Source organism: Streptomyces sp. UC4497, assembly GCF_054871485.1.
This window is the reverse complement of the sequence record NZ_JBTYHB010000004.1, coordinates 58,820-84,428: the sequence shown is the minus strand read 5'-3', so window position 1 is coordinate 84,428 and position 25,609 is coordinate 58,820. Positions and strand designations below refer to the sequence as shown.

Annotated in this window: 26 protein-coding genes; 23 read left to right on the top strand and 3 right to left on the bottom strand. The window is 70.4% G+C overall.

Annotated elements, in window-relative coordinates:
- Positions 1-3 precede the first annotated feature (3 nt).
- Genes ACYSUO_RS07570 through ACYSUO_RS07560 form a run of 3 tightly spaced genes read left to right on the top strand, consistent with a single transcriptional unit; the run spans position 4 to position 2,722 of the window.
- Entirely contained in the window at positions 4-1,107 is a 1,104-nt protein-coding gene (locus ACYSUO_RS07570; protein WP_461775247.1) for an acyl-CoA dehydrogenase family protein, read from the top strand.
- A 1-nt stretch (position 1,108) separates the two neighbouring features.
- The gene (locus ACYSUO_RS07565; RefSeq protein WP_461775246.1) at positions 1,109-1,903 is read left to right on the top strand and encodes an acyl-CoA dehydrogenase family protein; all 795 of its coding nucleotides are present in this window, start codon (positions 1,109-1,111) and stop codon (positions 1,901-1,903) included.
- 18 nt (positions 1,904-1,921) lie between these two features.
- On the top strand, positions 1,922-2,722 hold the full coding sequence (locus tag ACYSUO_RS07560; protein ID WP_461775245.1) for an acyl-CoA thioesterase: 801 nt from the start codon (positions 1,922-1,924) through the stop codon (positions 2,720-2,722).
- A 12-nt stretch (positions 2,723-2,734) separates the two neighbouring features.
- On the opposite strand, the gene ACYSUO_RS07555 is transcribed toward ACYSUO_RS07560, so the two are convergent.
- Positions 2,735-3,349, bottom strand: coding sequence for a TetR/AcrR family transcriptional regulator (locus tag ACYSUO_RS07555; RefSeq protein WP_461775244.1), 615 nt, complete (start codon positions 3,347-3,349; stop codon positions 2,735-2,737).
- Between the two features lie 116 nt (positions 3,350-3,465).
- On the bottom strand, positions 3,466-4,851 hold the full coding sequence (locus tag ACYSUO_RS07550) for an ABC transporter substrate-binding protein (protein ID WP_461775243.1): 1,386 nt from the start codon (positions 4,849-4,851) through the stop codon (positions 3,466-3,468).
- 190 nt (positions 4,852-5,041) lie between these two features.
- On the opposite strand from ACYSUO_RS07550, the gene ACYSUO_RS07545 reads away from it, so the two are divergent.
- The 20 genes from ACYSUO_RS07545 (at position 5,042) to ACYSUO_RS07450 (ending at position 25,283) form a co-directional block, all read left to right on the top strand.
- Positions 5,042-5,710, top strand: coding sequence for a TetR/AcrR family transcriptional regulator (locus tag ACYSUO_RS07545; protein WP_461775242.1), 669 nt, complete (start codon positions 5,042-5,044; stop codon positions 5,708-5,710).
- Positions 5,711-5,907: 197 nt separating this feature from the next.
- Positions 5,908-7,119 (top strand): CaiB/BaiF CoA transferase family protein, encoded by a 1,212-nt coding sequence (locus ACYSUO_RS07540; protein WP_461775241.1) that lies wholly within the window; start codon positions 5,908-5,910, stop codon positions 7,117-7,119.
- Positions 7,116-7,547 carry a Zn-ribbon domain-containing OB-fold protein gene (locus tag ACYSUO_RS07535; RefSeq protein ID WP_461775240.1) on the top strand — a complete coding sequence of 144 codons (432 nt, stop codon included), beginning with the start codon at positions 7,116-7,118 and terminating at the stop codon, positions 7,545-7,547. Before ACYSUO_RS07540 ends, ACYSUO_RS07535 begins: the two co-directional genes overlap by 4 nt.
- Positions 7,544-8,746, top strand: coding sequence for a thiolase family protein (locus tag ACYSUO_RS07530; protein ID WP_461775239.1), 1,203 nt, complete (start codon positions 7,544-7,546; stop codon positions 8,744-8,746). Before ACYSUO_RS07535 ends, ACYSUO_RS07530 begins: the two co-directional genes overlap by 4 nt.
- 52 nt (positions 8,747-8,798) lie before the next feature.
- Positions 8,799-10,280, top strand: coding sequence for an aldehyde dehydrogenase family protein (locus ACYSUO_RS07525; protein WP_461775238.1), 1,482 nt, complete (start codon positions 8,799-8,801; stop codon positions 10,278-10,280).
- Between the two features lie 26 nt (positions 10,281-10,306).
- Entirely contained in the window at positions 10,307-11,554 is a 1,248-nt protein-coding gene (locus ACYSUO_RS07520) for an amidohydrolase family protein (protein WP_461775237.1), read from the top strand.
- Between the two features lies 1 nt (position 11,555).
- The gene (locus ACYSUO_RS07515) at positions 11,556-11,777 is read left to right on the top strand and encodes a ferredoxin (protein WP_461775236.1); all 222 of its coding nucleotides are present in this window, start codon (positions 11,556-11,558) and stop codon (positions 11,775-11,777) included.
- The gene (locus ACYSUO_RS07510) at positions 11,774-12,565 is read left to right on the top strand and encodes an SDR family NAD(P)-dependent oxidoreductase (protein ID WP_461775235.1); all 792 of its coding nucleotides are present in this window, start codon (positions 11,774-11,776) and stop codon (positions 12,563-12,565) included. Before ACYSUO_RS07515 ends, ACYSUO_RS07510 begins: the two co-directional genes overlap by 4 nt.
- Before the next feature lie 4 nt (positions 12,566-12,569).
- Positions 12,570-13,844 carry a cytochrome P450 gene (locus tag ACYSUO_RS07505; protein WP_461775234.1) on the top strand — a complete coding sequence of 425 codons (1,275 nt, stop codon included), beginning with the start codon at positions 12,570-12,572 and terminating at the stop codon, positions 13,842-13,844.
- The gene (locus ACYSUO_RS07500) at positions 13,837-14,283 is read left to right on the top strand and encodes a nitroreductase family deazaflavin-dependent oxidoreductase (protein ID WP_461775233.1); all 447 of its coding nucleotides are present in this window, start codon (positions 13,837-13,839) and stop codon (positions 14,281-14,283) included. The genes ACYSUO_RS07505 and ACYSUO_RS07500 overlap by 8 nt, the downstream gene beginning before the upstream one ends.
- A gap of 10 nt (positions 14,284-14,293) precedes the next feature.
- Positions 14,294-14,986, top strand: a complete 693-nt coding sequence (locus ACYSUO_RS07495; RefSeq protein ID WP_461775232.1) for a TetR/AcrR family transcriptional regulator — start codon at positions 14,294-14,296, stop codon at positions 14,984-14,986.
- Complete coding sequence (locus ACYSUO_RS07490) at positions 14,983-16,077, top strand: phosphotransferase family protein (protein WP_461775231.1); 1,095 nt, start codon at positions 14,983-14,985, stop codon at positions 16,075-16,077. Before ACYSUO_RS07495 ends, ACYSUO_RS07490 begins: the two co-directional genes overlap by 4 nt.
- Entirely contained in the window at positions 16,074-17,171 is a 1,098-nt protein-coding gene (locus ACYSUO_RS07485) for a phosphotransferase family protein (protein ID WP_461775230.1), read from the top strand. The genes ACYSUO_RS07490 and ACYSUO_RS07485 overlap by 4 nt, the downstream gene beginning before the upstream one ends.
- A 49-nt stretch (positions 17,172-17,220) precedes the next feature.
- The gene (locus ACYSUO_RS07480; protein WP_461775229.1) at positions 17,221-18,681 is read left to right on the top strand and encodes a class I adenylate-forming enzyme family protein; all 1,461 of its coding nucleotides are present in this window, start codon (positions 17,221-17,223) and stop codon (positions 18,679-18,681) included.
- 58 nt (positions 18,682-18,739) lie between these two features.
- Positions 18,740-20,143 carry an ABC transporter substrate-binding protein gene (locus ACYSUO_RS07475; RefSeq protein ID WP_461775228.1) on the top strand — a complete coding sequence of 468 codons (1,404 nt, stop codon included), beginning with the start codon at positions 18,740-18,742 and terminating at the stop codon, positions 20,141-20,143.
- Positions 20,144-20,635: 492 nt separating this feature from the next.
- Positions 20,636-21,298, top strand: a complete 663-nt coding sequence (locus ACYSUO_RS07470) for a TetR/AcrR family transcriptional regulator (RefSeq protein WP_461775227.1) — start codon at positions 20,636-20,638, stop codon at positions 21,296-21,298.
- Between the two features lie 41 nt (positions 21,299-21,339).
- Positions 21,340-22,143: an SDR family oxidoreductase gene (locus ACYSUO_RS07465; protein ID WP_461775226.1), complete on the top strand. Its 804-nt coding sequence runs from the start codon at positions 21,340-21,342 to the stop codon at positions 22,141-22,143.
- On the top strand, positions 22,143-22,922 hold the full coding sequence (locus ACYSUO_RS07460; protein ID WP_461775225.1) for an SDR family oxidoreductase: 780 nt from the start codon (positions 22,143-22,145) through the stop codon (positions 22,920-22,922). Before ACYSUO_RS07465 ends, ACYSUO_RS07460 begins: the two co-directional genes overlap by 1 nt.
- Positions 22,923-22,998: 76 nt before the next feature.
- Entirely contained in the window at positions 22,999-24,501 is a 1,503-nt protein-coding gene (locus tag ACYSUO_RS07455) for an aldehyde dehydrogenase family protein (protein ID WP_461775224.1), read from the top strand.
- A 53-nt stretch (positions 24,502-24,554) separates the two neighbouring features.
- The gene (locus tag ACYSUO_RS07450; protein WP_461775223.1) at positions 24,555-25,283 is read left to right on the top strand and encodes a carboxymuconolactone decarboxylase family protein; all 729 of its coding nucleotides are present in this window, start codon (positions 24,555-24,557) and stop codon (positions 25,281-25,283) included.
- 92 nt (positions 25,284-25,375) lie between these two features.
- Here ACYSUO_RS07450 and ACYSUO_RS07445 read toward each other — a convergent pair whose 3' ends face one another.
- The gene (locus ACYSUO_RS07445) at positions 25,376-25,609 is read right to left on the bottom strand and encodes a ferredoxin (RefSeq protein ID WP_461775222.1); all 234 of its coding nucleotides are present in this window, start codon (positions 25,607-25,609) and stop codon (positions 25,376-25,378) included.

Below are 25,609 nucleotides of genomic sequence, written 5' to 3'. Positions count from 1 at the left end.
TCCATGGACACCGCCACGTTCCGCGCCGCGTTGTGCGCATGGCTGGACGAGCACGACCTGTCACCCGACCCCACGGACGATTCACTGGACGCCCACGTGGCCCAACTAGACCGGGTGAGACGTGAGTTGTGGGACGCCGGCTGGATGCGGCACGGCTGGCCGGAAGCGGTGGGCGGTGTCGGCGGGCCGAGCGTGCTGCGGGCCGTGCTGGGCGAGGAGGTCGCCACGCGCGGCCTCGCCGAACCGGGCCTGTACTCGATGGTCGAGGTCCTCGTGCCCACTCTCCTCTCGTACGCGCCCGCCACCCTGGCCGCCGAGATGGTGCCTCGGCTGCTCGGCGGCCGGGAGCAGTGGTGCCAGGGCTTCTCCGAACCGGGATCGGGCAGCGACCTGGCATCCCTCACCACCAGAGCGGTACGGGACGGCGACGGCTGGGTGATCACCGGGCAGAAGGTGTGGACGAGCCTGGCCCAGTACGCGGCGCGCTGCGTCCTGCTCGCCCGCACGGGGCCCGATCCCGGGCATGCCGGGATCAGCGCGTTCTTCCTCGACATGGACTCCCCCGGCATCACGGTCCGGCCGCTGCGCACCATGCACGGCGTGGACGAGTTCGCGGAGGTGTTCCTCGACGACGTACGCGTACCCGGTGACCGGCTGCTCGGCGCGGTGGGCGACGGGTGGCGGCTGGCCATGGACCTGCTGCCGCACGAGCGCTCCACGTGCTTCTGGCACCGGGTCGCCCACCTGTACACCCGGCTGGACCGGCTCGTCGAGCAGATGTCCGCTCAGCAGGACGAGGCGGCCGCGCTCGGCGAGGCGTATCTGGCGCTGCACACGGTGCGCTGCCGCTCGCACGCCACACAGGCCCGGCTCGCGGCGGGTGGCCGGCTCGGCCCGGAGACATCCGTCGACAAGATCCTCCTCGCCACCGCCGAGCAGCAACTCTTCGACACGGCTCGGGACCTGCTGCCGGGGGCCGTGGAGCTGACGGATCCGGCCTGGCGCACGGAGTACCTGTACTCACGGGCCGCCACCATCTACGGCGGCACTGGCGAGGTGCAGCGCAACATCGTGGCCCGGCGGCTGCTCGACCTCGGTAAGGAGTGACATGGACGAACGCGAACGGCGGCTGCTGGAGGAGACACTCCGCAAGACGATGACGGCCGCGGACACCGACCGGGGCCCGCTCGATGCCGCGCTCACCGACCTGGGCTGGCCGGAGCTGCTGGCCGAGTCCCCCACCGACGCGGTCCGCACCGTCTTCCGCCTCCTCGGCGAGACCGGCGCCCACGCCCCGGTCCTCAACGACGTGCTGCTGCACGAGGCGGGGCGCCCCCTGGGCGGCACGGTCCCGATGCCGTACGCGGGTGGGCACTGGGTGGTCTGGGAGCGGGAGGCCGCGACGGCGGGCCAGGGCCTCGACCCGGATCTCCCGCTGCGGGTCCTGCCCGCGTCCGGCGCCCCCGTGCCACTCGCCCTCGGGCGGCAGGCGCTCGGCTGGTGGCTCGTCGGCACCGGCCGCACGATGCTGGGCCTGGCCCGCCAACACGTCCTGGACCGCCACCAGTTCGGCCGCCCGTTGGCTTCTTTCCAGGCACTGCGGCACAAACTCGCCGAAACGCTGGTGGCCCTGGAGGGCGCGGAGGCCACCCTGCTCGCCGCCGACGGCGACCTCAGTTCCCTGCTCGCCAAGGCGGCGGCAGGCCGCGCCGCCCTCACGGCCTCCCGCCACTGCCAGCAGACACTGGGCGGAACAGGATTCACCGCCGAACACGAACTCCACCGCCACGTAAAACGCGCCCTGACGCTCGACGGCCTGCTGGGCAGCTCCCGTGAACTCACGCGTGAGGCAGGCCACTTGCTCGCGGTCCGCGGCACCGCGCCGCGTCTCGTACACCTGTAGGCACCAGGAGGAGTAGCGATGACCGACCAGGACCTGTGGAACGACCTGCTCGACTGCCTCGCCCCCAAGCCGCTCGGGCAGGAGGTGTACGAGGCGTCCTCCCAGCACCTCGCGTACCACCGTCTGTTCGGCGGCCAGCTGCTCGCGCAGACCGCACGCGTCGCCGAACTCACCTGCCCCGGCAAGGCCGTGAAGTCGCTGCATGTCCTGTTTCCGCGCGAGGGCAGGGGCGGGCAGCCCGTGCGCTACGAGACGGACCGCGTCCAGCAGGGCCGGACGTACGCGGCCGTGCAGATTCAGGCGCGGCAGGAGCACGGGGTCGTCGCCGTGGCCACGGTGAGCCTGCACACATGGGAGGGCGGGCCGCTGCGGCAGTCCGTCGAACCAGTGGGGGAACTGCCGGGCGAGGAGCGGCGGTTCGACCTGGACCTGCTGCCGTGGGAGACGCGCGCGGCGACCGACCTGGACTCCCCCGACAACGAACCGCCCGCCTACGAGCTGTGGACGCGCACCCCGCCGGTCGACGCCGAGCTCGGCCCGGCCCTGCTCTCCTACGCCACCGACCTCACGCTCATCGGCACGGCACTGCGCCCGGTGCCCGGTGTCACCCAGCACGACGCGGGGCAGGCGTTCGTCTCGGCCGTGACCTCGCACTCCCTCTGGTTCCACCAGCCGGTGCTGACCGACGACTGGCTGCTGCTGCGTCAGCACAGCCCCCTCGCGGCGCACGGGCGGTGCCACGGGCGGGGCGATGTCCTCACGCGGCGGGGCGAGCTGGTGGCTTCGTACGCTCAGGACGCGCTGCTGCGGTTCACGTAGGGCGAGGGCCCATCACCCGGCCTGCATCGATCCCGGCCGGGTGACCGCCGGCCGGACCTCGGTCGGCGGCGCCCCCAGAAGCAGCACGGTCAGTGTGTCCCGCAGGGTCTCCTGGTAGCGCTCGTCGTCACTGTCCACCATCCACTGCTGCTGCATGCCCTCGAAGAGCGCCATCAGCGCGGTGGCCGCGGCACGGGGCGTGAGGCCGCTCGGGAGGCGTTCACCGAAGCGGCCGGTGAAACCGTCGGTGATCTGGTTGATCAGCTCGCGGTAGCGCTCACGGGCGAAGCCCCGGGCCGGTTCCTGCCCCGTGGCAGCCTCTGCCATCACCACGCTGTGGACCTGCGCGAGGGACGGGATGCCCTGGTCGAAGGCGAGCGCCTCGGCGAGCCTGCTCGGCATGTCGGGATCGTTCCAGTCACCTTTGGAGTGCTGCCGGTTGAGATCCTCGCGCAGGTGCAGCAGGGCGAAGAGGAGGCGCTTCTTGCTGGGGTAGTAGTGCAGCACGCCCTGCCGGGTCAGGCCCGCCCGCTCGGCGACGGCGTCGATCGAGGCGCCCCGGTAGCCACGCTCGGCGAACACCTCCATCGCCGCCCCGAGTATCTCTTCACGCCGCGCCGAGGTCATGGCCCACCCGCCCTCTCCGCTCGCCTGCCGGGGTCCGTCCGCGCTGTTCACCCTACGGACGAGCGGCGCGCTGCGGGAGAGGGCGGGGCTCTGAAGTGACCACCACCCGGTTGCGCTCACTTCACGTCGGACATCGACCTGCCGACGTCGGCGAGCGTGGCGGGCTCGACGTACTTGCCCCGGTACTTCACGGCCGGGGCGTCACAACGGTAGGGCCCGTTGTCCGGCTTGAAGTCGGCCGGCTTCCAGCCCTCGGGTGTCGCCTCGACGATCGAGTAGCACTTGTCCGGGCTGTGCCCCTTGGCCAGGTTGAACGGGGCCTGGATCCCGCCGGCCGTCCACTCGGTGTTCTTGGTGGCGTTCTTGTAGACACAGCTGCGGGTCAGCTCGGCGCAGTCGCGGGCCGATGTGGCGAACAGCAGCCAGGAGGCGAAGGCGCGCAGCGACAGATAGCTGACCTTGGCCTCGGGGGCGTACTTGGCGTACAACTGCTTGATCTTGTCCGTGGTGGGCGACGATGTCTCCAGCGGCGCCGTGGCGAACAGTTCGGCGTAGTTGTGCTGGGTCTTCAGGGCCGCCCCGGCGAGCTTCACGAAGGCGTCGCCATAGGAGTTGCTGTTGGAGTCGATCCAGTCAGGGGCGTAGCCGAGGCTGGTGAGGGACTGCTCCAGCTTGGCGAGCGAGCTGAAATCCCCCAGGAACACGAGGCCCTTGACCTTCTTGTTCTTGATCGACTGCGCGTACGGCGTCCAGTCCGAAACGCCGGTCGCCGGGTACAGCTCGGTGTAGGAGACCTTGCCGCCGAGCTGAGCGATGGACTCCTTGAACTGCGCGGTCATCATCTTGGTGACCGGGCTGTCGCCGGAGATGATCCCGACGTTCTTGGCGGACGACGGGTGCTTCTCGGTGAGAAGCCACTTGTAGAGGCCGGCGTACTGGAAATAGTCCGCGTACGGTCCCGAGCCGATCACCTGCAGGTCGGAGCCGGTGCCCGGCGGCATGCTCGACTGAGCAGCGAAGTTGGGGAGCAAACACTTCAGCCGGTCCTTGACGCCGAGCCCGTCCAGCGCGGCGGCCCCGCCGGCCAGCACGAAGTCCTCCTTGCAGGCCTGCTGCATGCGCTGGCGCACCTCGAGGAGCTTGGCGTCGTGGGTGACGGGGGTGAGCTCGCGCCCGTTGATCCCGCCATTGTCGTTGCACCAGGACGTGAACACCTTCGCCGCTTCGGTGAAGTCGCGCGTCTTGTTGAAGCCCTCGTCGGTGAAGACCCCGACCTTGATGTCCTTGGCGGTGACGCCCTGCGTGCCGACCTCCTTGGCCTCGCCCTTGCCGCACACATCTTTCAGCGTCCCGAATCCGGAGCCGCCGGCCGACGCGGCCGGAGCACCCGCCTTGGCCGTCTCCTTCTCCTCGGCGCCGGCGTTCTTCGAGTCCGAGCGGGTGGAACATCCGGCGAGCAGCACCGCAAGCACGGTGACCACGCCGATGAGTAGCCTTCGCAACGGTCCTCCCCAGGGGCGTACCCCGACGCACCTCGAGGTACCTCGACGTACACGATTGGGGCGGAAACTACATTCTCCAATGAGGCGAAGCAACGTTCCAGACCAGAGAATCTTGACTGCTCTTCGCGCGGTGGACGATTCGGTAGGGCGATCACCGACGCTTTTCACGTGCGCGGAGTATCGTTCTGCCATGAATGCCGTCCCCGCCGAACCCGCTCCGCCCGCCTGGCGTCAACGCGCCGTCGAGCGGTCCACCCGTGCCGCCAAGCTCCGGGCCGAGGAACGCATCCAGCGCTTTCTGGACGCGGCCCACGAGCTGATGGCCGAGAAGGGCACCACCGACTTCACCGTGCAGGAGGTCGTCGAGCGCTCGAAGCAGTCGCTGCGCAGCTTCTACCAGCACTTCGACGGAAAGCACGAACTGCTCCTCGCCCTCTTCGAGGACGCCCTGTCCCGGTCCGCCGACGAGATCCGTACGGCGACCTCCGCGAAGAAGAAGCCGCTGGACCGCCTGCGGGTCGCGGTGGACCTGCTCTACAAGCAGTCGCAGCCGCGACCGAACCAGCAGAGCCCGCTGTTCACCGACTTCGCGATGCAGCTGCTCGCCACCCACCCCGCCCAAGTGGCCACGGCGCACGTGCCGCTGCTCGACGTGTTCACGGAGCTCGTCGAGCAGGCCGTCGAGTCCGGTGACGCCCGCGTCGCCAAGCCGCGCCGGACCGCGGCGCTCGTGATGCAGACCGCCATGTTCACGGCCCAGACCCCGGGCGTCCCGACGGGCAGCAAGTCGACGTCCGTCACCGCGAAGGAGGTCTGGGACTTCTGCCTGGGCGGGATCGTCGGAGCCGGCGGCAAGTAGCCCGGAGACACGGAATGGGACCACACGGGCCGGGCGGCAGCCCGGCCCTCTCCATTGGCGCCCACCCCTCACCCCGAGGCCTCACCCGCAAAAGAGCGCTGCTCTAAAATTACGAGAACGCCACTTCCCAAATGCGATAGCGCGCCTCTACGGTGGCGGAGCCGGCTCGACGGGTCGCGGTACGTGGGAGGTGCTCGATGGGGAGCGAAGCGTTCGACGGGATACGAGTGGTCGAACTGGCCCAGTGGGTGTTCGTGCCGGTCGCCGGCGCGCTGTTGGCCGACTGGGGCGCCGACGTCATCCGCGTCGAGCGACCGGAGGGCGACCCGTACCGGGGGCTCGCCACCCAGCGGATCGGGACCGACGGCGGCGGCGTGAACCTGTCGGTGGCGCTCGCCAACCGCGGCAAGCGTTCCGTCGCCCTCGACCTGCGCCGCGAGGGGGGCCGCGCGCTGCTCGACCAACTCCTCGCCACCGCCGATGTGTTCCTCACCAACCTGCGGCCCGGCGCCCTCGACCGCCTCGGCCTCGGCGCCGAGGAACTCGCGCGGCGCTTTCCCCGGCTGGTGTACGCGCGGGGACACGGTTACGGCGTACGGGGTCCCGACGCCGACCGGGCCGGGTACGACTCGTCCGCGTTCTGGGCGCAGGGCGGAATGGCTCACGTACTGACGCCGCCGGAGCGCGAGTACCCGATCAGTCAGCGCGGGGCGATGGGCGACCGCAACGCCGCGATGGCGCTCGCGTTCGGGGTCGCCGGGGCGCTGCTCAAGCGCGAACGGACCGGCGAGGGATCCGTGGTCGATGTGTCGCTGCTCGCCACCGCGATGTGGACACTGTCCTCGGACGTGCTGTCGGCGCTCGTCGGCGGGCAGCCGCGCGGGGTGTCCGGGCGCGGTGGCTCGGTGAATCCGCTCGTGGGCACGTACCGGACCAAGGACGGGCGCCACATCCAGCTGGTGTTCCTGCAAGGTGACCGGTACTGGCGGGAGTTCTGCGCACTGATCGGCCGGAACGAGCTGGCCGAGGATCCGCGCTTCGTCGATCTGCGGGCGCGCGGCGAGAATCGGGAGGCGTGTGTCGCGGAGCTGGAGGCCGAGTTCGCACTCCGGACGTTCGGAGAGTGGAAGGCGCTGCTGGCGCGGATAGACGCTCCCTGGGCGCCCGTTCAGGCCGTCGAGGAGTTGTTGACGGATCCTCAGGTCCTGGCCAACGACTATCTCGGAGAGGTGGAGCTGGAGGACGGCGCGTGGTATTCGATGCCCACCGTTCCCGTGCAGTTCGACGAGCGGCCGCCCGGCCTGCGGCGGGCACCCGAGCACGGTGAGCACACCGAGGCCGTGCTGCTCGAACTCGGCTACGGCTGGGCGGAGATCGCCGAACTCAAGGACGCGGGGGCGATCACATGAGCGGCGCCCACCGTCCGGTGCCCGTGCCGGACACCCGGTCCGCCCCGTACTGGAAGGCGGCCGCGCGGCACGAACTCGTCCTCGCGCGCTGCGGCCGGTGCGCGGCCTTCGCCCTGCCGCCCGACCTCACGTGCCCGCACTGTCACGCGACCGAGCCCGGCTTCACGTACGAGCCGGTGACCGGCCGGGGCACGGTGCGGTCCTGGACCGTGGTGCGGCAGTCACCACTGCCGGGCCTCGCCGATGAGGTCCCGTTCGTCCTCGTGGATGTGGAGCTCGACGGACTGGGCGGGCCGCGGATGATCGGTCGGCTGCTCGACGGGCCCGACTCCCCGTTGCGCGTGGGTGACCGGGTGCACGTCGCCTTCGAGGACATCGCTCCGGGAACCGCCGTGCCCGCCTTCACTCTCGGCGAGGTGGCCTCATGAGCGGACGCTTCGGCGCGGGCGGCCAGGTGGCCGTCGTGGGGTACGGACACAGCGCCGTGCGGCGCCACGCCGAGCGGCCCCTGGGGGCGCTCGCCGTCGAGACGGCCCGAGCCGCGATCGCCGATGCGGGACTCACCCCGGACGACGTCGACGGGTTCGTCGGATCGGCGCTGTTCCCCACCGCCGGGGGCCACGCCGCCGAGGACGGTGTCAGCACGGTCACCTCCGCGTGGCTCGCCCAGCATCTGGGTGCGCGGCCGTCCTACGTCGCCGGGTTCCAGGGCATCGGGCAGATCCCCGGCTCCGTGGCGATGGCGGTCAACGCGGTGGCGAGCGGCGCCGCCGACCACGTCCTCCTCCACCGCGCCCTGCACAACCCGCGCGCCCCCTATCACGGCACCTCGGTGCGGGAGTTCGGCGGCACGCAGCAATGGACGGCGCCGCAGGGCCTCTTCGGGCCGCTGCCGATGATCGGGCTCGCGTACAACGAGTACCTGCAGCGGTACGGGGCAAGCCGCGAGGCGATGGCGGCGGTCCTCGTGGAGGCGCGCAAGAACGGGGCGCGGATCCTGTGGTCGTACTGGCACGGCCGGCCGCTGAGCACCGAGGAGTACCTCGCCGCGCCGATGGTCAACGACCCGGTCTGCCGCTACGACTGCGACATCCCGGTCGACGGCGTCGCGGCCTTCGTGCTGACGTCCGCCGAGCGGGCCCGCGACCTGCCGCACAAGCCGGTGTACGTCGCCGGGTACGCGGGGAGCGCGCCGGGACCGCACCGTCTTCCCCTGCACTGGCCACTCGACGACATCATGGCCGGGGGCGCGGAGACGGCCCGTCGGCTGTGGGAGCACGCGGGGGTGAAGCCGGCCGACATCGATGTGCCGCAGGTGTACGACGGCTTCTCGCCGTTCGTGTACTTCTGGCTGGAGGCACTGGGCTACTGCCCGGCCGGCGAGGCGCACCGCTTCGTTCTCGACGGGGGCATCGACAGCGACGCTCCGGGCGCCCTGCCCGTGCTGAGCGGCGGGGGCGCGCTCGGCAACGGACGCATGCACGGTGTGCCCCAAATGCTGGAGTGCTACCTGCAGTTGGCGGGTCGCGCCGGTGAACGGCAGCGCGCACAGGCCGCGTTCGGCCTTGCCTGCCACTCCTCGCCCCACTACGGGGGCGCGGTCGTGTACAGCGCGCTCCCCTGGTAGCCATCCCCCCCTTGTCCACCGCGCCGATGCACGGCGCGAGAGAGGCGGAATCGTGCACGACATCATCGACCAGCGGCGCTCCTACGTGGCCGGGAAGTGGATCGACGGCGACGAGCGGCTCGCCGTCGAGAACCCCGCCGACGCCTCGCACGTGACCGAAGTGTCGGTGACTCCGCTGCCCGAGATCGAGCGCGCGGCCGTCGAGGCACGCGAGAGCTTCGAGCGCGGTGTGTGGGCGGACGTTCCGGCCGTTGAACGCGCCAGGATCCTGCACGCCTTCCTCGATCACGTGGAGGCGTCGCGGGCGGCCCTGGTGGCCACGACGGTCGCGGAGGCCGGGCAGCCCGCCGCGTTCGCCGAACGCGCCCAGCTTCAGGGCGGGTTGGCGGTGGCACGCGGGGCGATCGACCTGTATCTGACGATGCCGCACGAGGAGGCGACTCCCGTGCCCGTGGACGAGCTGGTACGCGGCCGGGTCGCGCTCAGTGTGGAGCGGCACGAGCCGGTGGGCGTCGTCGTGGCGATCACGCCGTACAACGGGGCGATCGTGATGGCACTGCAGAAGATCGTCCCAGCGCTGATGGCAGGCAACTCGGTGATCCTGCGGCCGAGCCCGCTGACACCACTGTCGTCCTTGGCATTCGGCGCGGCGGCGGACGCGGTCGGGCTGCCGCCAGGTGTGCTGAGCGTGGTGGTGGAGGGCGGCGCTGCAGGGGCCGAGCTGCTGACCGGCCATCCGGCCGTCGACATGGTGTCGTTCACCGGATCCACCGCGGTCGGCAGCCGCATCCTCGCGCAGGCCGCGCCCACCGTGAAACGGGTCGCCCTCGAACTCGGCGGCAAGTCCGCACAGATCTACCTGGACGACGCGGTGGACCGGGCCGCCGCAGGCGCGGTCGCCGTCGTGGCCGCCACGGCCGGCCAGGCGTGTGTCGCCGCGACCCGCATGCTGGTCCCTCAGGATCGGAAGGCCGAGGTTCTGGAGGCGGTGAGCGCGGCGTACGCGCGACTCGTCGTGGGTGACCCGAACGCTCCCGGAACCACGCTTGGCCCCGTGATCAGCGCGGCCCAACTGGAGCGCTGCGAACGGTTCGTGGCGCTCGCCACCGAGCACGGCGGCACAGTCGTGCACGGCGGCGGCCGGCCCCGGGGCCTCGACCCGCGCATCGCGCGCGGCCACTACTTCGAGCCGACCGTCCTCGACCTGCCCGGCAACGACAACCCCGCCGCCCAGGAGGAGATCTTCGGCCCCGTCCTCGCGGTCCTCGGATACCGGGACCCCGACGACGCCGTGCGCATCGCCAACGACAGCCGCTACGGACTGTCCGGGCAGGTGTACGGCGCCGACACCGCCGCCGCGACCGCCGTGGCCCGGCGCCTGCGCACCGGGGCGGTCAACGTGAACACCGCCGTCTTCAGCGCCTACGCCCCCGGCGGCGGCTACAAGCAGAGCGGCCTCGGCCGCGAGCGCGGAACCGAAGGCATCCGCGCGTTCCAAGAAGTGAAGCACCTGGCGATCGGCGAACTCCGTTAATAAACCTATGAGTTGAAGGAGCACCCGTGTCCACATCCACCGCCCCCACCGCACAGGACGTCACGGCCGGCCGCTCGCTCGACTGGCTGATCTCCGTCGACGACCACATCCTCGAACCGCCCCACCTGTGGGTGGACCGCGTCCCGAAGGCCGACCGCGACCGCGCCCCGCACATGGTGACGGACGACAACGGCATGGACTGCTGGGTCTACGACGGCAAACGCTTCCCCAGCTCCGGGCTGAGCGCCGTGGTCGGCAAGTCGAAGGAGGAGTTCAGCCCCGAGCCACTGCCGTACAGCGAGATGCGGCCCGGCTGCTACGACCCGAAGGCCCGCATCGAGGACATGAACCGGGCGGGGATCCTCGCCTCGCTGTGCTTCCCCACGGTCACCCGGTTCTGCGGGCAGCTGTTCATGGAGGCGAGCGACCGCGGCTTCGGTCTCGTATGCCTGAAGGCCTACAACGACTGGATCATCGAGGAGTGGTGTGCCGCCGCCCCCGGCCGCTACATCCCCCTCGTCCTCATCCCCCTGTGGGACCCGGCACTCGCCGCGAAGGAACTGGAGCGCTGCGCCGCCAAGGGCGCGACGTCCTTCGCGTTCTCGGAGAACCCGGCCCCACTCGGCCTTCCCACCATCCACGACAAGGACCGGTACTGGGACCCGGTGATGGCCGCGGCCAACGACCTGGGCATGGTCGTCTCGATGCACGTCGGCTCGTCCTCGACGGTGCCGCAGATCGCGCCCGACGCCCCGTTCCTCGCCAACCTCGCCTGGGGTGCCACCCGCACCTCGGGGGCCATGCTGTCCTGGCTGTTCAGCGGCATGTTCCAGCGCTTCCCGAACCTGAAGATCGCCCTGTCGGAGGGTGAGATCGGCTGGATGCCGTACTTCCTGGAGCGCGCCGAGCAGGTCCTCGACACGCAGCGGCACTGGGTCAAGCGGGGTGTCCGCTTCAACGACCACGCGGGCAGCGGCGCCGTCGACCTCGACACCCTCGACATCCGCGCCACGTTCCGCGAGCACGTCCACGGCTGCTTCATCGACGACGTGCACGGCATCGCCAGCATCGACGAGATCGGCGAGGACAACATCATGTGCGAGACGGACTATCCGCACTCCGACTCGACGTGGCCGAACTGCATCGACCTCGTCAAGAGCCGCATCGCCCATCTGTCGCCCGAGCGGCAGTACAAGATCCTTCGCGGCAACGCCGAGCGCCTCTACAGGTTCACCCCGGCCGAACCGCCCGCCCGCACCGCGGCGAAGGCCTGAGATGACCGGCCCGCAGGTCGTCGTCGACCGGGAGCGGTGTCTCGGCACCGGCATCTGTGTCGTCTACGCCCCGGACACCTTCGCCCACGACGAGGACGCGAAGGCCGTCGTCGTAGGGCCGCCCGAGCCGCTGGACGAGGTGCGCACGGCGGTCGAGGGGTGCCCCACGCAGGCGTTGCGCCTGACGCCGGACCCGCAGTTCGCCGACGAGGAAGGACGGTGACCCACGTGTTGCTCGACGGAAGGACCGCGCTCGTCACGGGCGCCGGGTCGGGTGTCGGCGCGGCCTCCGCGCTGCGCTTCGCCGAGGAGGGCGCCCGCGTCGTCTGCGCCGACATCCGCGCCGACGCCGCGAAGGAGACCGTGCGCCGGATCGAGAGGGCCGGTGGCGTCGCCGCGACCGTCGCCTGCGACGTGTCCCGCGAGGAGGACGTGGTGGCCGCCGTCGCGGCGGCCGTCGAGCGCTTCGGCCGGCTCGACATCGTCTTCAACAACGCGGGGATCCCGACTCCGCGTCTGGGAGCGAAGCTGGAGGATCACACGGCCGAGGACTTCCAGCGTCTCGTCGGGGTCAACCTCACCGGCGTGTTCCACGGCTGCAAGCACGCCGTCCTCCAGTTCAAACGGCAGGAGGGCGGTGGCGTCATCCTCAACACGGGCTCCGTGGCGGGGCTCGTGGCCTGGGGCGGCTCCGTCTACGGGGCCACCAAGGGGGCCGTGCACCAGCTCACACGGGCCGTCGCCATCGAGGGCGCGCCGTTCGGCATCCGCGCCAACGCCATCGGCCCCGCCGGGATGCCGCTGACCAACTTCATGGCGGCGGGCGGGCTCGACGCCTCGGACGCGGACGCGCTGGACAGGACCGTGCAACGGGTCGCGGAGAGCCATCCGCTGGGGCGGGCCATCACCGCGGAGGACTGCGCGGAGGCCGCCGTCTTCCTGGTGTCCGACCGGGCCGCCAACCTCACCGGTGTCGTCCTGCCGGTCGACGGCGGATACGTGGCGAGGTGACACGATGACCACACTCGCATCCCTCGACCGCGACCGGGTCCGCGAACTCTTCGACCTGCGCGGCGCGTACCTCGCCCAGGTGGGCGGCGGCTATCGCGACGACCCCTACCCGGCCTGGCACCGGCTGCGCGCCGAGGCTCCCGTCCACCCCGGAACCGTCCACGAACTCACCGGCTACGACGGGCCCGCGCACTTCCAGGGGCTGCCGTACCCGGACCGCCCGCACTTCTCCGCGTTCAGCTATGCCGCGTGCGACGAGGCGTACCGCAACCCCGATGTGTTCGCCGCCTCCCCTACCCCGATCGATCCGCGGACCGGTCAACTCGCCGCGCAGAACAGCATGTTGTCGATGGGCGGCACGCAACACCGCCGCTACCGCGCGCTCGTCCAGCCGTCGTTCGTGCCCGGCAAGGCCCAGTGGTGGATCCGCAACTGGATCGAGCGGACCGTCCACCTGCTCATCGACTCCTTCGCAGGCGACGGCAGCGCCGAGCTCAATGTGGACTTCTGCGCCGCGATCCCGGTGCTCACCATCACCGGCAGCTTCGGTGTCTCGGTGGAGCGGGCCCTCGACATCCGTGCCGCGCTCCGTGATCCGCAGCGCATCGTCGAGATTCTCGCACCGGTCGTCGCGGCCCGCCGCGCCCACCCGCAGGACGACCTCATCAGCGTCCTGGTCGAAGCCGAGATGACCGACGAGGACGGCATCGCACACCGGCTGTCCGACGCGGAGATCTACTCCTTCGCCATCCTCCTGCTCACCGCGGGCTCCGGCACCACGTGGAAGCAGATGGGCATCACGCTCACGGCCCTGCTCCAGCGCCCCGCCGTACTGGCCGCCGTACGCGAGGACCGGGAGCTGCTGCGCCCGGCGATCGAGGAGGCGCTGCGCTGGACACCCACGGACCCGATGTTCTCCCGGTATGTCACGCGCGACATCGACTTCCACGGCGTCCACCTGCCGAAGGGTTCCGTCCTGCACCTGTGCATCGGCGCCGCCAACCGGGATCCGGCGCGCTGGGACCGCCCGGACGAGTTCGACATCACGCGAAAGCTGCGCCCGTCGTTCGCGTTCGGCGGCGGCGCGCACGTCTGCCTCGGGATGCATGTGGCGCGCGCCGAGATACGGGTCGGGATCGGCGCGCTCCTGGACCGGCTGCCGGGGCTGCGGCTCGCCCCGGACGCGGCGCCGCCGCGCTTCATCGGGCTGTACGAGCGGGGCGCCACCGAAATCCCGGTGGTCTTCCACCCCCCCGAGGAGAGGGACTCGCATGAGTGAACCCGCTTACCACAAACCGGATTTGACGCTGACCGGCGCCGAGCACGTGGCCCGCTACCTGGAGACCGATGGCGAGGTCGGATACGAGTGGAACGGCGTCTCCATCCTGCTGCTCACCACCACGGGGCGCAGGACGGGCGCCCCCCGCACCAACGCTCTGATCTTCGGCCGGGACGGTGACGACTACCTGGTCGTCGCCTCGACCGGTGGGGCGCCGAAGCACCCTTCCTGGTACCTGAACCTGGTGGCTCGCCCTGAGGCGGAGATCCAGGTCAAGGGCGAGCACATCCCCGTCGTCGCGCGGGCCGTCACCGGCGCCGCCGAGCGTTCGCGTCTGTGGCGGCTCGTCAACGGCTACTGGCCCAATTACGACACCTACCAGGCGCGCACCGACCGCCTCATCCCCGTCGTCGTGCTGACGCCCACCAAGGAAACGTAGGGCCGGACACATGTCGAACCCGAACACCACGACGTGGGCGGACCACGCGGCCGACCGCTCCCCCTCCGTGCAGCGGTCACGGGCCCGCAGCGTCCAGCAGGCGCAGTCCATCACACGGGCCGCGCACCGGCTCGTCCGGGAGAAAGGAAGCGCCTTCACCACACAGGAGTTGACCCGCGAGTCCGGCGTCGCGCTGCAGACCATCTACCGGCATTTCCCGAGCAAGGACCACATCCTGCTGGCCCTCGTGGAGGAGATCATCGCCGAAGAGGCCCTGCGCATGCGGGCGCAGGCGCGCGACCTCCCGGACCCGGTGGCCCGGCTGCGCTTCTACATCACCAGGACGCTCGACGCGCTCCACGGAGACGGCGACCGGACCGGACCGCGGTTCATCACCGCCGAACACTGGCGGCTGCACCAGCTGTTCCCCGACGAGATGGCGCGGATCGCCCAGCCGTTCGGCGATCTCCTCGCGGTGGAACTCGGGGAGGCCGCCGAGCAGGGCCTGCTGCGGACGCGTGATCCCGAGCACGACGCGTGGTTCGCCATGAAGCTGGTCACCTCCGTCTACCACCACTACGCGTTCGCGACCGCTCGGGAGCCGGTCGAGGAGGTCGCCCGGCGGCTGTGGTCCTTCTGCCTGGCCGCGTTCGGCGGGCTGCCCCTGGGCGACGGGCCGGCCGAGGAGAGGGGGAAATCATGAGCGAGACTCCCGTCTTTGCCAAGGGCCGCGATCTCGACGCGGCCGCCCACTCGCTGCGCCCGTGGCTGACCGCCCGCCTCGGCACAGACGACGTACACGTGGAGAACCTGGTGTATCCACTGGGCGCCGGTGTCTCCAACGAGACGATCCTCTTCGACGCGCGGGCCGCGGGGCGCTCGCACGAACTCGTCCTACGGGTGGCACCCGCGCCCGAGCACCAGATGTTCCTGGATCCGCGCTTCAGGCTCCAGTACGACATGCTGGTCGCGCTGCGCCGCCTCGGCACGGTGCGGGTCCCCGAGGCGCTCTGGTACGAGGAGGATCCCGCCCTGCTCGGCCGGCCGTTCTACGTCATGCGCCGGATGCGCGGCCGGGTGCCGGTGAGCATGCCCGTGTACAACGCGACGGGCTGGCTCACCGGGGCGACACCCGCTGAGCGACGCACCCTGTGGGAGGGTGCCGTGCGCCAGCTCGCCGCCATCCACGGCGCGCCCACCGAGGACTTCGCCTTCCTCCACGACTCCGGCCAGGGAACGCCCGGCGACGAGCAACAGCTCACGTACTGGCGCCGGTTCGCCGACTGGGCACTGGAGGACGAGATCCCCGATACCGTGCACGAACTCTTCGCCTGGGTGACCGCCACCCGGCCGCCTACTTCGACACCCGGGCTGTCGTGGGGAGACGCCCGTATCGGCAACATGATGTTCGACGAGGACTACGAAGTCGTCGGAGTCATGGACTGGGAGCAGGCCTCGCTCGCCGGGCCGATCGCCGACCTCGGCTGGTGGCTGCTCTTCGACGACATCCACAGCGTCGAGCAGGACGTCCCCCGCCTCGACGGGCTCGGCACCCGGCGGGAAACCCTGGACCTGTGGAGGGAGTTGACGGGCCTCCCGGTGGAGCACCTGCACTGGCACGAGGTGTTCGCCGGGCTCAAGGCGGGCCTGCTCGCGCTGCACACGCGCCGCTCCATGAAGCTGCCCGCCGCAGGGCGCCCCAACCCGTTCATCGAGCGTTCGCGCCGGCTACTGGGCTGGTCGAGCCCGGGGACGGGCACGGGCCGGGCGGCCGGATCCATGGAGGTGTCATGACCTTTCCCGGCGGCCCCGCGCCGCAAGACGAATCGGTGGCACTCTCGCCGCCATGGCTCACCGCCGTACTGCGGCAGCGGCACCCGGGTGCCACGGTCACCGCGACGCAGATCACCGAGCGGATCGAGACGGTGGCCACCAAGGTGCGTTTCGACGTCTCGTACGAGAACGGGGAGACCGGCACCGCGCCGGGCGACGCGCCGCCCGCCCTGTGCGTGAAGGCCTACTTCAATCCGGCCTCCCGGCAGCGCGGCACCTCGCGCGCGGAGGTCGACTTCTACCGGCTGCTCGCTGCGTCGCTGCCAGTACGGACGCCACCGTGCGTGCACGCCGAGGTGGACGAGGACTCCGGACATCCGCTGCTCCTCATGCACGATCTGGTGACGTCCGGCGCCCGGTTCGGCGACCCTCTCATGGGCTTCGGCAGAGACCAGGCCGCAGGCACGCTCGATCAGCTGGCGGCGCTGCACGCGGCGACATGGGACGGCGCGAAACCCCTGGGCGGGGCCGCGGACGACAAAGAACACCGGCCCGACCTCGCCACCGCCTTCCCGCCCCGACTCACCTCACTCACCCGCTACATGGGTGTCGACCGGCTCCAGGCCCAGCTCGACGACGGCCGGGCACCCGGCATCCCGGCGGATGTGCGCCGCGCCGACCGGCTGCTCCCCGCGATGGGCGCCCTCGCGGAGCGGTCGCCCGCACACCCGCGCTGCCTCGTTCACGGCGACGTACACACCGGCAACGTCTACGCCACGGCCGACGGCTCGCCCGGACTGATCGACTGGCAGGTGGTGCAGTACGGAGTGTGGGCGCTCGACGTCGGCTACCACCTCGCCGCCGTCCTCCACCCCGATGAACGCGCGAACTGCGAGCGGGAGTTGCTGGATCACTACCTCGACCGGCTCGCCGCGCACGGCGGCACGCCGCCCGGGCGGGACGAGGCGTGGTGGGCGTACCGGGCACACCTGCCCTACGGCTTCTTCCTGTGGGGCATCACACGGGCCGTCGAGCGGCCGATCACCGAACGGCACGCGGGACGGCTCGCCCAGGCAGTCGCGTGGCACGACAGCTTCGGCCTGCTCGGCGTCTGACGCCGCGGCTCCCCGATCGACCCCTCACCGTCTGCGGAGGAATACGGCAATGGAAAGCGGAACGGGCATCGCCCACCTGATCAGAAAACTGGCGGCGTCCTGCACGGGCGCCGAGGTACTGCGCCATGTCGCCCTGGACGGCAGCGAATCTGCTTTCACCTGGCGGGAGTTGGACCGTCGCTCGGACCAGCTCGCGGGTGCGCTCGCCGCACGGGGCCTTCGTGACGGCGACCGCCTCTCGCTCGCACTGCGCAACTCGCCGCAGCTGATCCTCGGTGTGTTCGCCGCCTGGAAGCTCGGGGCGGTGCCGGTGCCGGTGCGCTGGGATCTGCCCGAGTGGGAGCTGGGGCGCTTGCGCGAAGTCGTCCGGGCACGCGTGCACCTGGACGCCGACGACCTGGCGTGGATCGACGCGTCGGCGGCCGCGCATGTGCCCATCCTGCCGCTCGACATCATGTCCCCCTACGCACACGGCATTTGCAGCAGCGGTTCCACCGGTACTCCGAAGGTCATCCTCACCGCACGGCCCGCCGTCCATGCCCCCGCATTCAGCACCCCGCTGATGGAGTCGTGGGCCCCGGTGCCGCGACCGCAGACGATTCTCGTGCTCGCGCCGATGTACCACGCCAACGGATTCACCACGCTCTTCGGCCTGTTCGACGGCGACCGGCTGGTCGTGATGGAGAAGTTCGACGCGGCCCGCGTCGTGGACGTCATCGAGCGGCACAGGGTCACGACGTTCACCGCCACCCCCACCATGCTGCAACGCATCGCGGACCTGCCCGGGATCGACGACCGCGACCTGTCCAGCCTGGAATGGATCCTCCAGGGCGCGGCCCCCATGCCCTCGGCGCTCGTGCACCGCTGGGCGGGTCTGATCGGCGCGGAACGCATCATCATGGCGTACGGGATGACCGAGGGCCTCGGCATCACCGCCCTGCGCGCCGACGAGTGGATGACGCACCAGGGCAGTGTCGGGCGACCGTTGCGCGCGACCGAGCTGCGCATCCTCGACCCCGACGGAAAGGAGGTGCCGGTCGGTGAGAACGGCGACATCTATCTGCGCTCCCCCAGATACCACGGCTACGAGTACCTGGGCGACGCCCCGAACCTGAAGACGACGCCCGACGGCTTCCAGACCGCCGGCGATGTCGGACACGTCGACGCGGACGGCTATCTGTACCTCCTCGACCGCCGCGTCGACATCATCATCAGCGGCGGCGCGAACATCTTCCCCGCCGAGGTCGAGGCGGCCCTCATCGACCACCCGGCCATCGCCGACGTCGTCGTCATCGGCCTGCACGACCCCGAGTGGGGCCGCCGGGTTCATGCCCTGATCGAGCCCACGGACCCCGCGGCGCCGCCCACCCATGAGGAGGTCGTCGCCTACGCGCGTGGGCGTCTAGCCGCGTACAAGCTGCCCAAGACGACCGAGTTCGTGGACGTCATGCCCCGCAGCGCGGCGACGAAGGTGAACCGCGGGGCGCTGGTGGCGGCGCGCGGCGGCTGACATCCCGTGCGCCCGCAGATCGTTCAGAGAGCCCCTTCCCCGAAAGGCAGGACAGCTCGTGAAGCCTCAGAGGACCATCACCGCCCTGACGGTGGTCGCCGCGCTGTTCGCGGCCGGATGTTCCACCCGTGGCGACAGCCCCAGCCGCGGCGGCTCCGAAGACGGGGAACGGGCCGCGGCCCAGGCGCCCGCGGCCCCCGCCTCGGGCGACTTCGGCGACCTGAAGAACGTGTGCGGCCCCGGTGACCCGAGCGGTTCCCCGGCCCAGGGTGTCACCGCGAAGGAGATCCACGTCGGTGTCATGTCGGACGTCGGCTTCACCAAGAACACCGAATTCGCCGACGCGGCGAAGGCATTCACGTCGTGGTGCAACGAGGCGGGCGGCGTCAACGGCCGCAAGATCGTGCCGAAGGTCCGTGACACCAAGATGCTGGAGGTGCGCCAACGGGTCGACGAGGCGTGCCGCGCCGATTTCGCCCTGGCCGGCGGCAGCGCGGCGCTGGACGGGCTCGGTGTGAAGGACCGCCTGAAGTGCTTGCTGCCGGACTTCCCGGCGCAGACGGTGCAGCGCCAGAACGAGGGCGCGGACCTCCAGCTGTCGATGCAGGCCGGCGGCCCCTCGTACTTCCGCTACGCGGGCTTCTACGACTGGCTGATCAAGGAGGCCTACCCGGACTCGGCGGACGCCGTGGGCATCATCTCCGGCGACTCACCCGTGACCCGTGTCTCCCTCGAACAACGCGTGGAGTTCTTCACGTCCCGAGGTGCGAAGCCCTCCTACACGGACCTCTACCCGGCCTCCGGAGTCACCAACTGGACGCCCTACGCGCAGGCCATCAAGGAGAAGAAGGTCAAGGGCCTCGTGTTCATGGGTGACTTCTCCTCGCTGGCGAAGCTGGAGCAGGAGCTGACCGCCATGAACTACAAGCCCGACTGGATCGACGCGAACAGCAACGCCTACGGAACGGCGTTCACCGAACTGGCCGGCTCCCAGGTCATGGCCGCACAGAACAACCTCGCCGATGTCAGCGGCATCCACCCCATGGAGAGGGCGTCCTCGAACCCGGCGACCGAACAGGCCCTGGCCCTGTTCAAGAAGTACGCGCCCGGGAAACGGGTCACCCTGCCCGCGATCAAGTCGATCTCCGCCTGGCTCCTGTTCGCGAAGTCGGCGACCAGCTGTGGCAACGACCTCACCCGCAAGTGCCTCCATGACGCGGCCCGCAAGGAGACCTCCTGGACCGGCGGCGGCCTCCAGGCGCCCGTGAACCTCGCGGTCCAGGACGCCCCGGTGAAGTGCATGAACATCGAGAAGGCCACCACCGACGGCTGGAATCCGGCCGACTTCGGTCCGAACAAGGGCGCCTACCGCTGCGACATCACGTCGTACAAGCTCAAGGGGCGTTACGGACGGCCGATGGAGCTGAAGGACGTCGGGAAGAGCCTCAAGGACCTCGAGTAGCGCGACGCTTCGCCTGGACGCATTCCCCATTTGGGAGAATCACGGCCGTCTCCATGTCGTTCCAGGTCCTGGCTGTGCGGGATTGTGGGACCTGTAGGCGGTCGGCGAGCTGCATCGACCGATGAGCTGGCACGGCAACTCCTTGCCGCCGCGCTCCACCTCGGCGAGTGACCGGCGCCTCCGCATAGCGGATCTGCCCGAGGTTTCGTTCCTCAGGAACGTGGGTGCGTCCTGGGTCCCCAACGGCGCAGTTCCAGCCGTGACTTCTGGGCGCGCCGACCGCAGATCGGGCGGCGGCGGTTCCAGATCGACGGCGAGCACGGAAGCACCCTCGGCCGCCGCCGTGGTTATGTCGAAGACTCTGAAGCAGTGCAGCATGATTGCCATTTAAGGCAGTTGACTTCACTCCAGCAGCATGCTTCGATTCCCGTCAGACGGAAATCACGCTCTCCCCACTGAAATACCTCCCTCTCGAACGGGTCCGGTGTCGTGGTGCAGCCTTCCGCGAAAGAGCAGATCCTCCTGGCCGCCGAGCACCTCTTCGCCGAGCGCGGTCTCGACGGTGCCTCCCTGCGACAGATCAGCGCGGCCGCCGGAAACGGCAACAACACAGCGGTGCAATACCACTTCGGGTCCAAGGAACAGCTCGTCCAGGCGATCTTCGAGTACCGCCTGCCCGATCTGAACCGGCGGCGCGAGGCACTCGTGGCCGAGCGGCGTCCGCGCGACCTCAGGAGTTGGGTGGCGTGCCATGTCGTGCCCGTGCTCGAGCAGGGCGAGCGGAACGGCAGCCACTATCTGAGCTTCGTCGCGAAGTTGCAGCAACATGGGCGACGCGATGTCCTTGAGCGGCTCTCCCCCGAGCTGCTGGCACCGACCAGTGAATTCCGGCGTCGGGCCGGGGAGTTGCTTCCGCAGCTTCCCGAGCCACTGCGCGGCCACCGCATCGCCCACGCACTGGCCTTCTCCGTGCATGCCGGATCCGAGCGGGAGCAGAGTCGCGCACACGATCGGCATGTGCTGCCCTTCGCCGTCCATGTGAACGACCTTCTCGACGGTGTCGTCGGCTTCCTCGAAGCTCCGGTGTCCACGACGACGCTGGCCGCGCTCGGGGACACAACGCCTCAGGATCTGGCGCTCCCGCTCCACCCCTGAGCTCTCTGATCTGCCACCTCGTATGAAGGAGCGGTCGTTCGATGAGCATCGATCTGCACAACGCCGTGGCGGTGGTCACCGGTGCCGGCAGCGGGATCGGCCGAGCAGCCGCACTCGCCTTCGCCCGGCGCGGCGCCCGCGTGGTGGTCACCGACCTCGACCGCGAGCGTGCCCGGACCGTCGCCGCGGAGTGCACGGAGGTCGGCGGACAGGCCGTCGCCGGGGCCTGCGACGTCACCAGCGTCGACGACCTGCAGGCCGTACGCGACCTCGCCCTCGACCGGTTCGGCCGCGTCGACCTGGTCATGAACAACGTCGGGATCCTGGCCGTCGGCCCCGTGGAGGACATTCCCCTCGACGCGTGGCAGCGGGTGATCGACGTGAACCTGCTGAGCGTGGTCCGCAGCAATGTGGTGTTCCTGCCTCTGTTGCTTGAGCAGGGGTCGGGACACGTGGTCAACACCGCTTCGACAGCGGGTCTGTTGCCCTATGGGTTCGACCGGCTTCCGTACACGGCGACGAAGCATGCCGTGGTCGGACTCTCCGAAGCTCTCGCGCTGTACCTGCGGCCGCGCGGCATCGGGGTCTCCTGCCTGTGCCCGGCCGGCGTAGCCACCAACATCGTCGAGCAGATCACCTTTTACGGCGAGCCCGCGCCGCCGCAGGGCCCCGCCTTCCCCGTGGTGGACGCCGAGTCGGTCGGCGAGCTCGTCGCCGACGGCGTCAGTGAGGACCGCTTCCTCCTCCTCACCGCTCCGGAAGCCGCCGACGAGCTGCGTGACCTGGGCGCGGACGTCGACGCCTACCTCTCCCGACACCTGTCCCGACTGACGAAGGACGTCTGATGAGCAGCAGCACACTCGACCGTATGAGTCTGGACGGCAAGGTCGCCGTCGTCACCGGTGGCGCCGGAGCCATCGGGCAGGTGTACGGCCGCGCCCTGGCCGAGGCCGGTGCCCGGGTCGTCCTGGCCGATCTCGACGGTGAGGGCGCGGAACGCTCGGCCAAGTCCCTGTCCTCCGACGGCCTGCGTGCCGTCGGCGTGCCGGTCGACATCACCGATCGGGACGCGGCCGCCGCCATGGCCGCGCGGGCGGTCGACGCGTTCGGCGGGATCGACATCCTCGTCAACAACGCCGCGCTGATGGCGGAGATCCCGCAGGTGGATCTCCTCGACCTGCCGGGCGAGTGGTTCGACCGCGTGATGCGGGTCAATGTGCTGGGCGCGATCATCTGCGCCGGTGCGGTCAAGGCCTCGATGGTGGAGCGCGGCGGCGGCCGGATCATCAACCAGGTCTCCGCCGGGGCTTTCATGGGCGGCGGCATCTACGGGGTGAGCAAGCTCGCCCTGGTCAACGTCACGGTGGGGCTTGCCCGTTCACTGGGGCCGCTGGGTATCAACGTCAACGCCATCGCGCCCGGCCTCGTGGAGAACGAGCCCGGGTTCCGCAGTCTGCCCGCCGACCATCCCGCCCGCGCGGCCCTCGCCTCGGCCATCCCCGGCAAGAAGTCCGCGCCCCCGGAGGACCTGCTCGGCACGCTGCTCCTGCTGGCTTCCTCCGCCGGTGAGTGGATCAACGGGCAGACCATCAGCGTGGACGGTGGCTGGGTCAGCCGACTGTGACGTCGGTGCTGCGCCCCCACCCCTTTCTGCACCCATGTCCGCACGCGTACGAGAACGAGACTGAGGCGGCTCTCCCATGAACCCAACTCCCGCTCCTTCCAGCGCAGATCCTGCCGCGACCGGCGACCTCGGCGTCACCGGACCCCTCGTGGACGGCACGTGGCACGACAAGACATCCGCGGGCGCGGTGGACCACGTCAATCCCGCAACCGGTCGCGTCAATGGCTCCGTCCTGCTGGCCGGGCCGCAGGAGGTCGACGACGCCGTGGCCGCCGCCCGGGCCGCACACCCCGAGTGGCGAGCCATGTCCCCGGACAAGCGGCGACGGATCCTGCAACGCGTCGAGGAGTTGATGCTGGCCGACGTCCCCGAACTCGGCCGCCTCAACACCCTCGAATTGGGCGCCCCGATCAGCATGTCGTCCGCACTCGCCTACCTGTGCTCCGGCTGGTTCGGGTACTACGCCGGCTGGGCCGACAAGATCGAGGGCGCGACGATCCCGCCGAGCCCGGTGATGGTGCCGGGTCTCGACTACACCGTGCCCGAGCCCTACGGCGTCGTCGGCATCATCCTGACCTGGAACGGCCCGATCATGTCAGTTGGCATGAAGATCGCGCCCGCCCTGGCCGCCGGCAACTGCGTCGTCGTCAAGTCGCCCGACCTCGCCCCGTTCACCGTGGCCCGGTTCGCGGAGATCGCCCTGGAAGCCGGACTGCCGCCCGGGGTGCTGCACATCCTGCCGGGCGGGCCCGAGGCCGGGGAACACCTCGTGCGCCACCCCGACGTCGACATGCTCTCCTTCACCGGCGGGATACCCACCGCGAAGAAGATCCTCGACTCCGCGCGCCACACCCTCAAGCCGGTCCTGCTCGAACTCGGCGGCAAGACCGCGAGCGTGGTGTTCCCGGACGCCGACGTCGACGCGGCCGTCGCCGAGACGGTCCGCTCCTGCTTCAACCTGTCCGGCCAGGGCTGCAACCTCTCCACCCGCCTGCTCGCCCATCGCGACGTGTACGAACAGGTCGTCGAGGCCGCCGCGACGGCCGCCTCGGCCCTCACGGTCGGGGACCCTTTCGCGCCGACCACCGCCCTCGGCCCCGTGATCGGGGCGGCGGCCCGGGATCGGATCCTCGGGGTCATCGAGCAGGCGAGCGGCGGCAGTCGGCTTGTCACCGGCGGTCACGCCGTCGCCGGAGACAAGCTGCCGCGACAGAACCGCGACGGCTTCTTCGTCGAGCCGACGGTCCTGGCCGATGTCGATCCGGACAGCGAGGTGGCACGGCACGAGGTGTTCGGACCCGTGCTGTCGGTCATCCCGTTCGGCTCGGAGGAGCAGGGCGTCGAGCTCGCCAACTCCACCCCGTACGGTCTGGGAGCTGTCCTCTACAGCCGTGACGTGTCCCGGGTGCAGCGCGTCGTACCGCAGTTGCAGGCCGGCACCGTCCACGTCAATGGGGCGTCCGGACAGCCGCCGGGCGCACCCTTCGGCGGGTACAAGCACAGCGGTCACGGACGCGAGGGCGGCAGGGAAGGCCTGTACGAGTTCCTCCAGACCAAGAACGTCTTCATCCGCGCGTGAGGGACCGCGATGGCCCGGTCCCCCCCTACGTCGAGTCCCGTTCGGAGGAACCCATGAACACTCGTCACGACAGTCGTGCCGAAACACCGTTCGCCCGCGCCTCGCACGACTTCCTGGACACGCAGGTGTGGTCCCGACCCGGCCTGAGCAGGCGGGACCGCCGCTGGGTCACGCTCACATGTGTCGCGGCGGCCGACGCTCCGGAGCCGATCGAGGAGCAGGTCCACGCGGCGCTCGCCAGCGGTGACATCGGCCTTGAGGAGATGCTGGAGTTCGTCCTGCATTTCGCGGTGTACTGCGGCTGGCCCAAGGCCTCGCATCTCGAAGGTGCCGTCGGTCGCCAGTGGGACCGCATCCATCGTGAACGGGGTGAACCGACGCCGTCCTGGCCGGAGTTGACGCACGACTCCCTGGGCCCGACGGACCCTGAGAAGAGGCTGGAGCGTGGGGTGGAGGAGTTCGTCGACGTCAATCTCACCCCGGCGCCGCCGCCGACCTCCCCGTACCGGCACGCCGGCATCCTGAACTTCGTGTTCGGGCACGTCTGGCAGCGCCCCGGGCTGGCCCGCCGGGACCGCCGTATCGTCACCGTCGCCTGTGTCGCGCTCGACGACTCACCGGTGCCCCTGCGCTCGCATGTCACCGCGGCGCTCCACTCCGGTGATGTCACCAAGGCAGAGATGGACGAGATCGTCCTGCAGTTCGCCGCCTACTACGGCTTCGCGAAGGGCGACGCGCTCGCCGACGCGGTGGAGGCGGCATGGGAGGCCAGGCCCGAGTGATGCCTGCCGCGCGCAAGCAGGGGCCCTCGCCGCGAGTCCGCGGCGAGGGCCCCTGCAGTTGCCCGTGCGGTGCCCCCTCCAGCCCCTTGAGGTCACGGCTCCGGCGGGAAGATCGCCTCCCCCGTCCCGGCGTCGACGACCGAGATCGCCTCGATCGGGCAGGACTCGGCGACTTCAAGGAGTTCGTCGGAAGAGGGCAGTGTGTCGGCGACGGCGCGGCCCTGCCCGCGCTCGTCGAGGCGGAAGTGCTTCGGTGCGGAGGCCGCGCACAGTCCTGTACGGACACATGCCCGCGGGTCGACCGTCACCTTCCAGTTGTCCCCCAT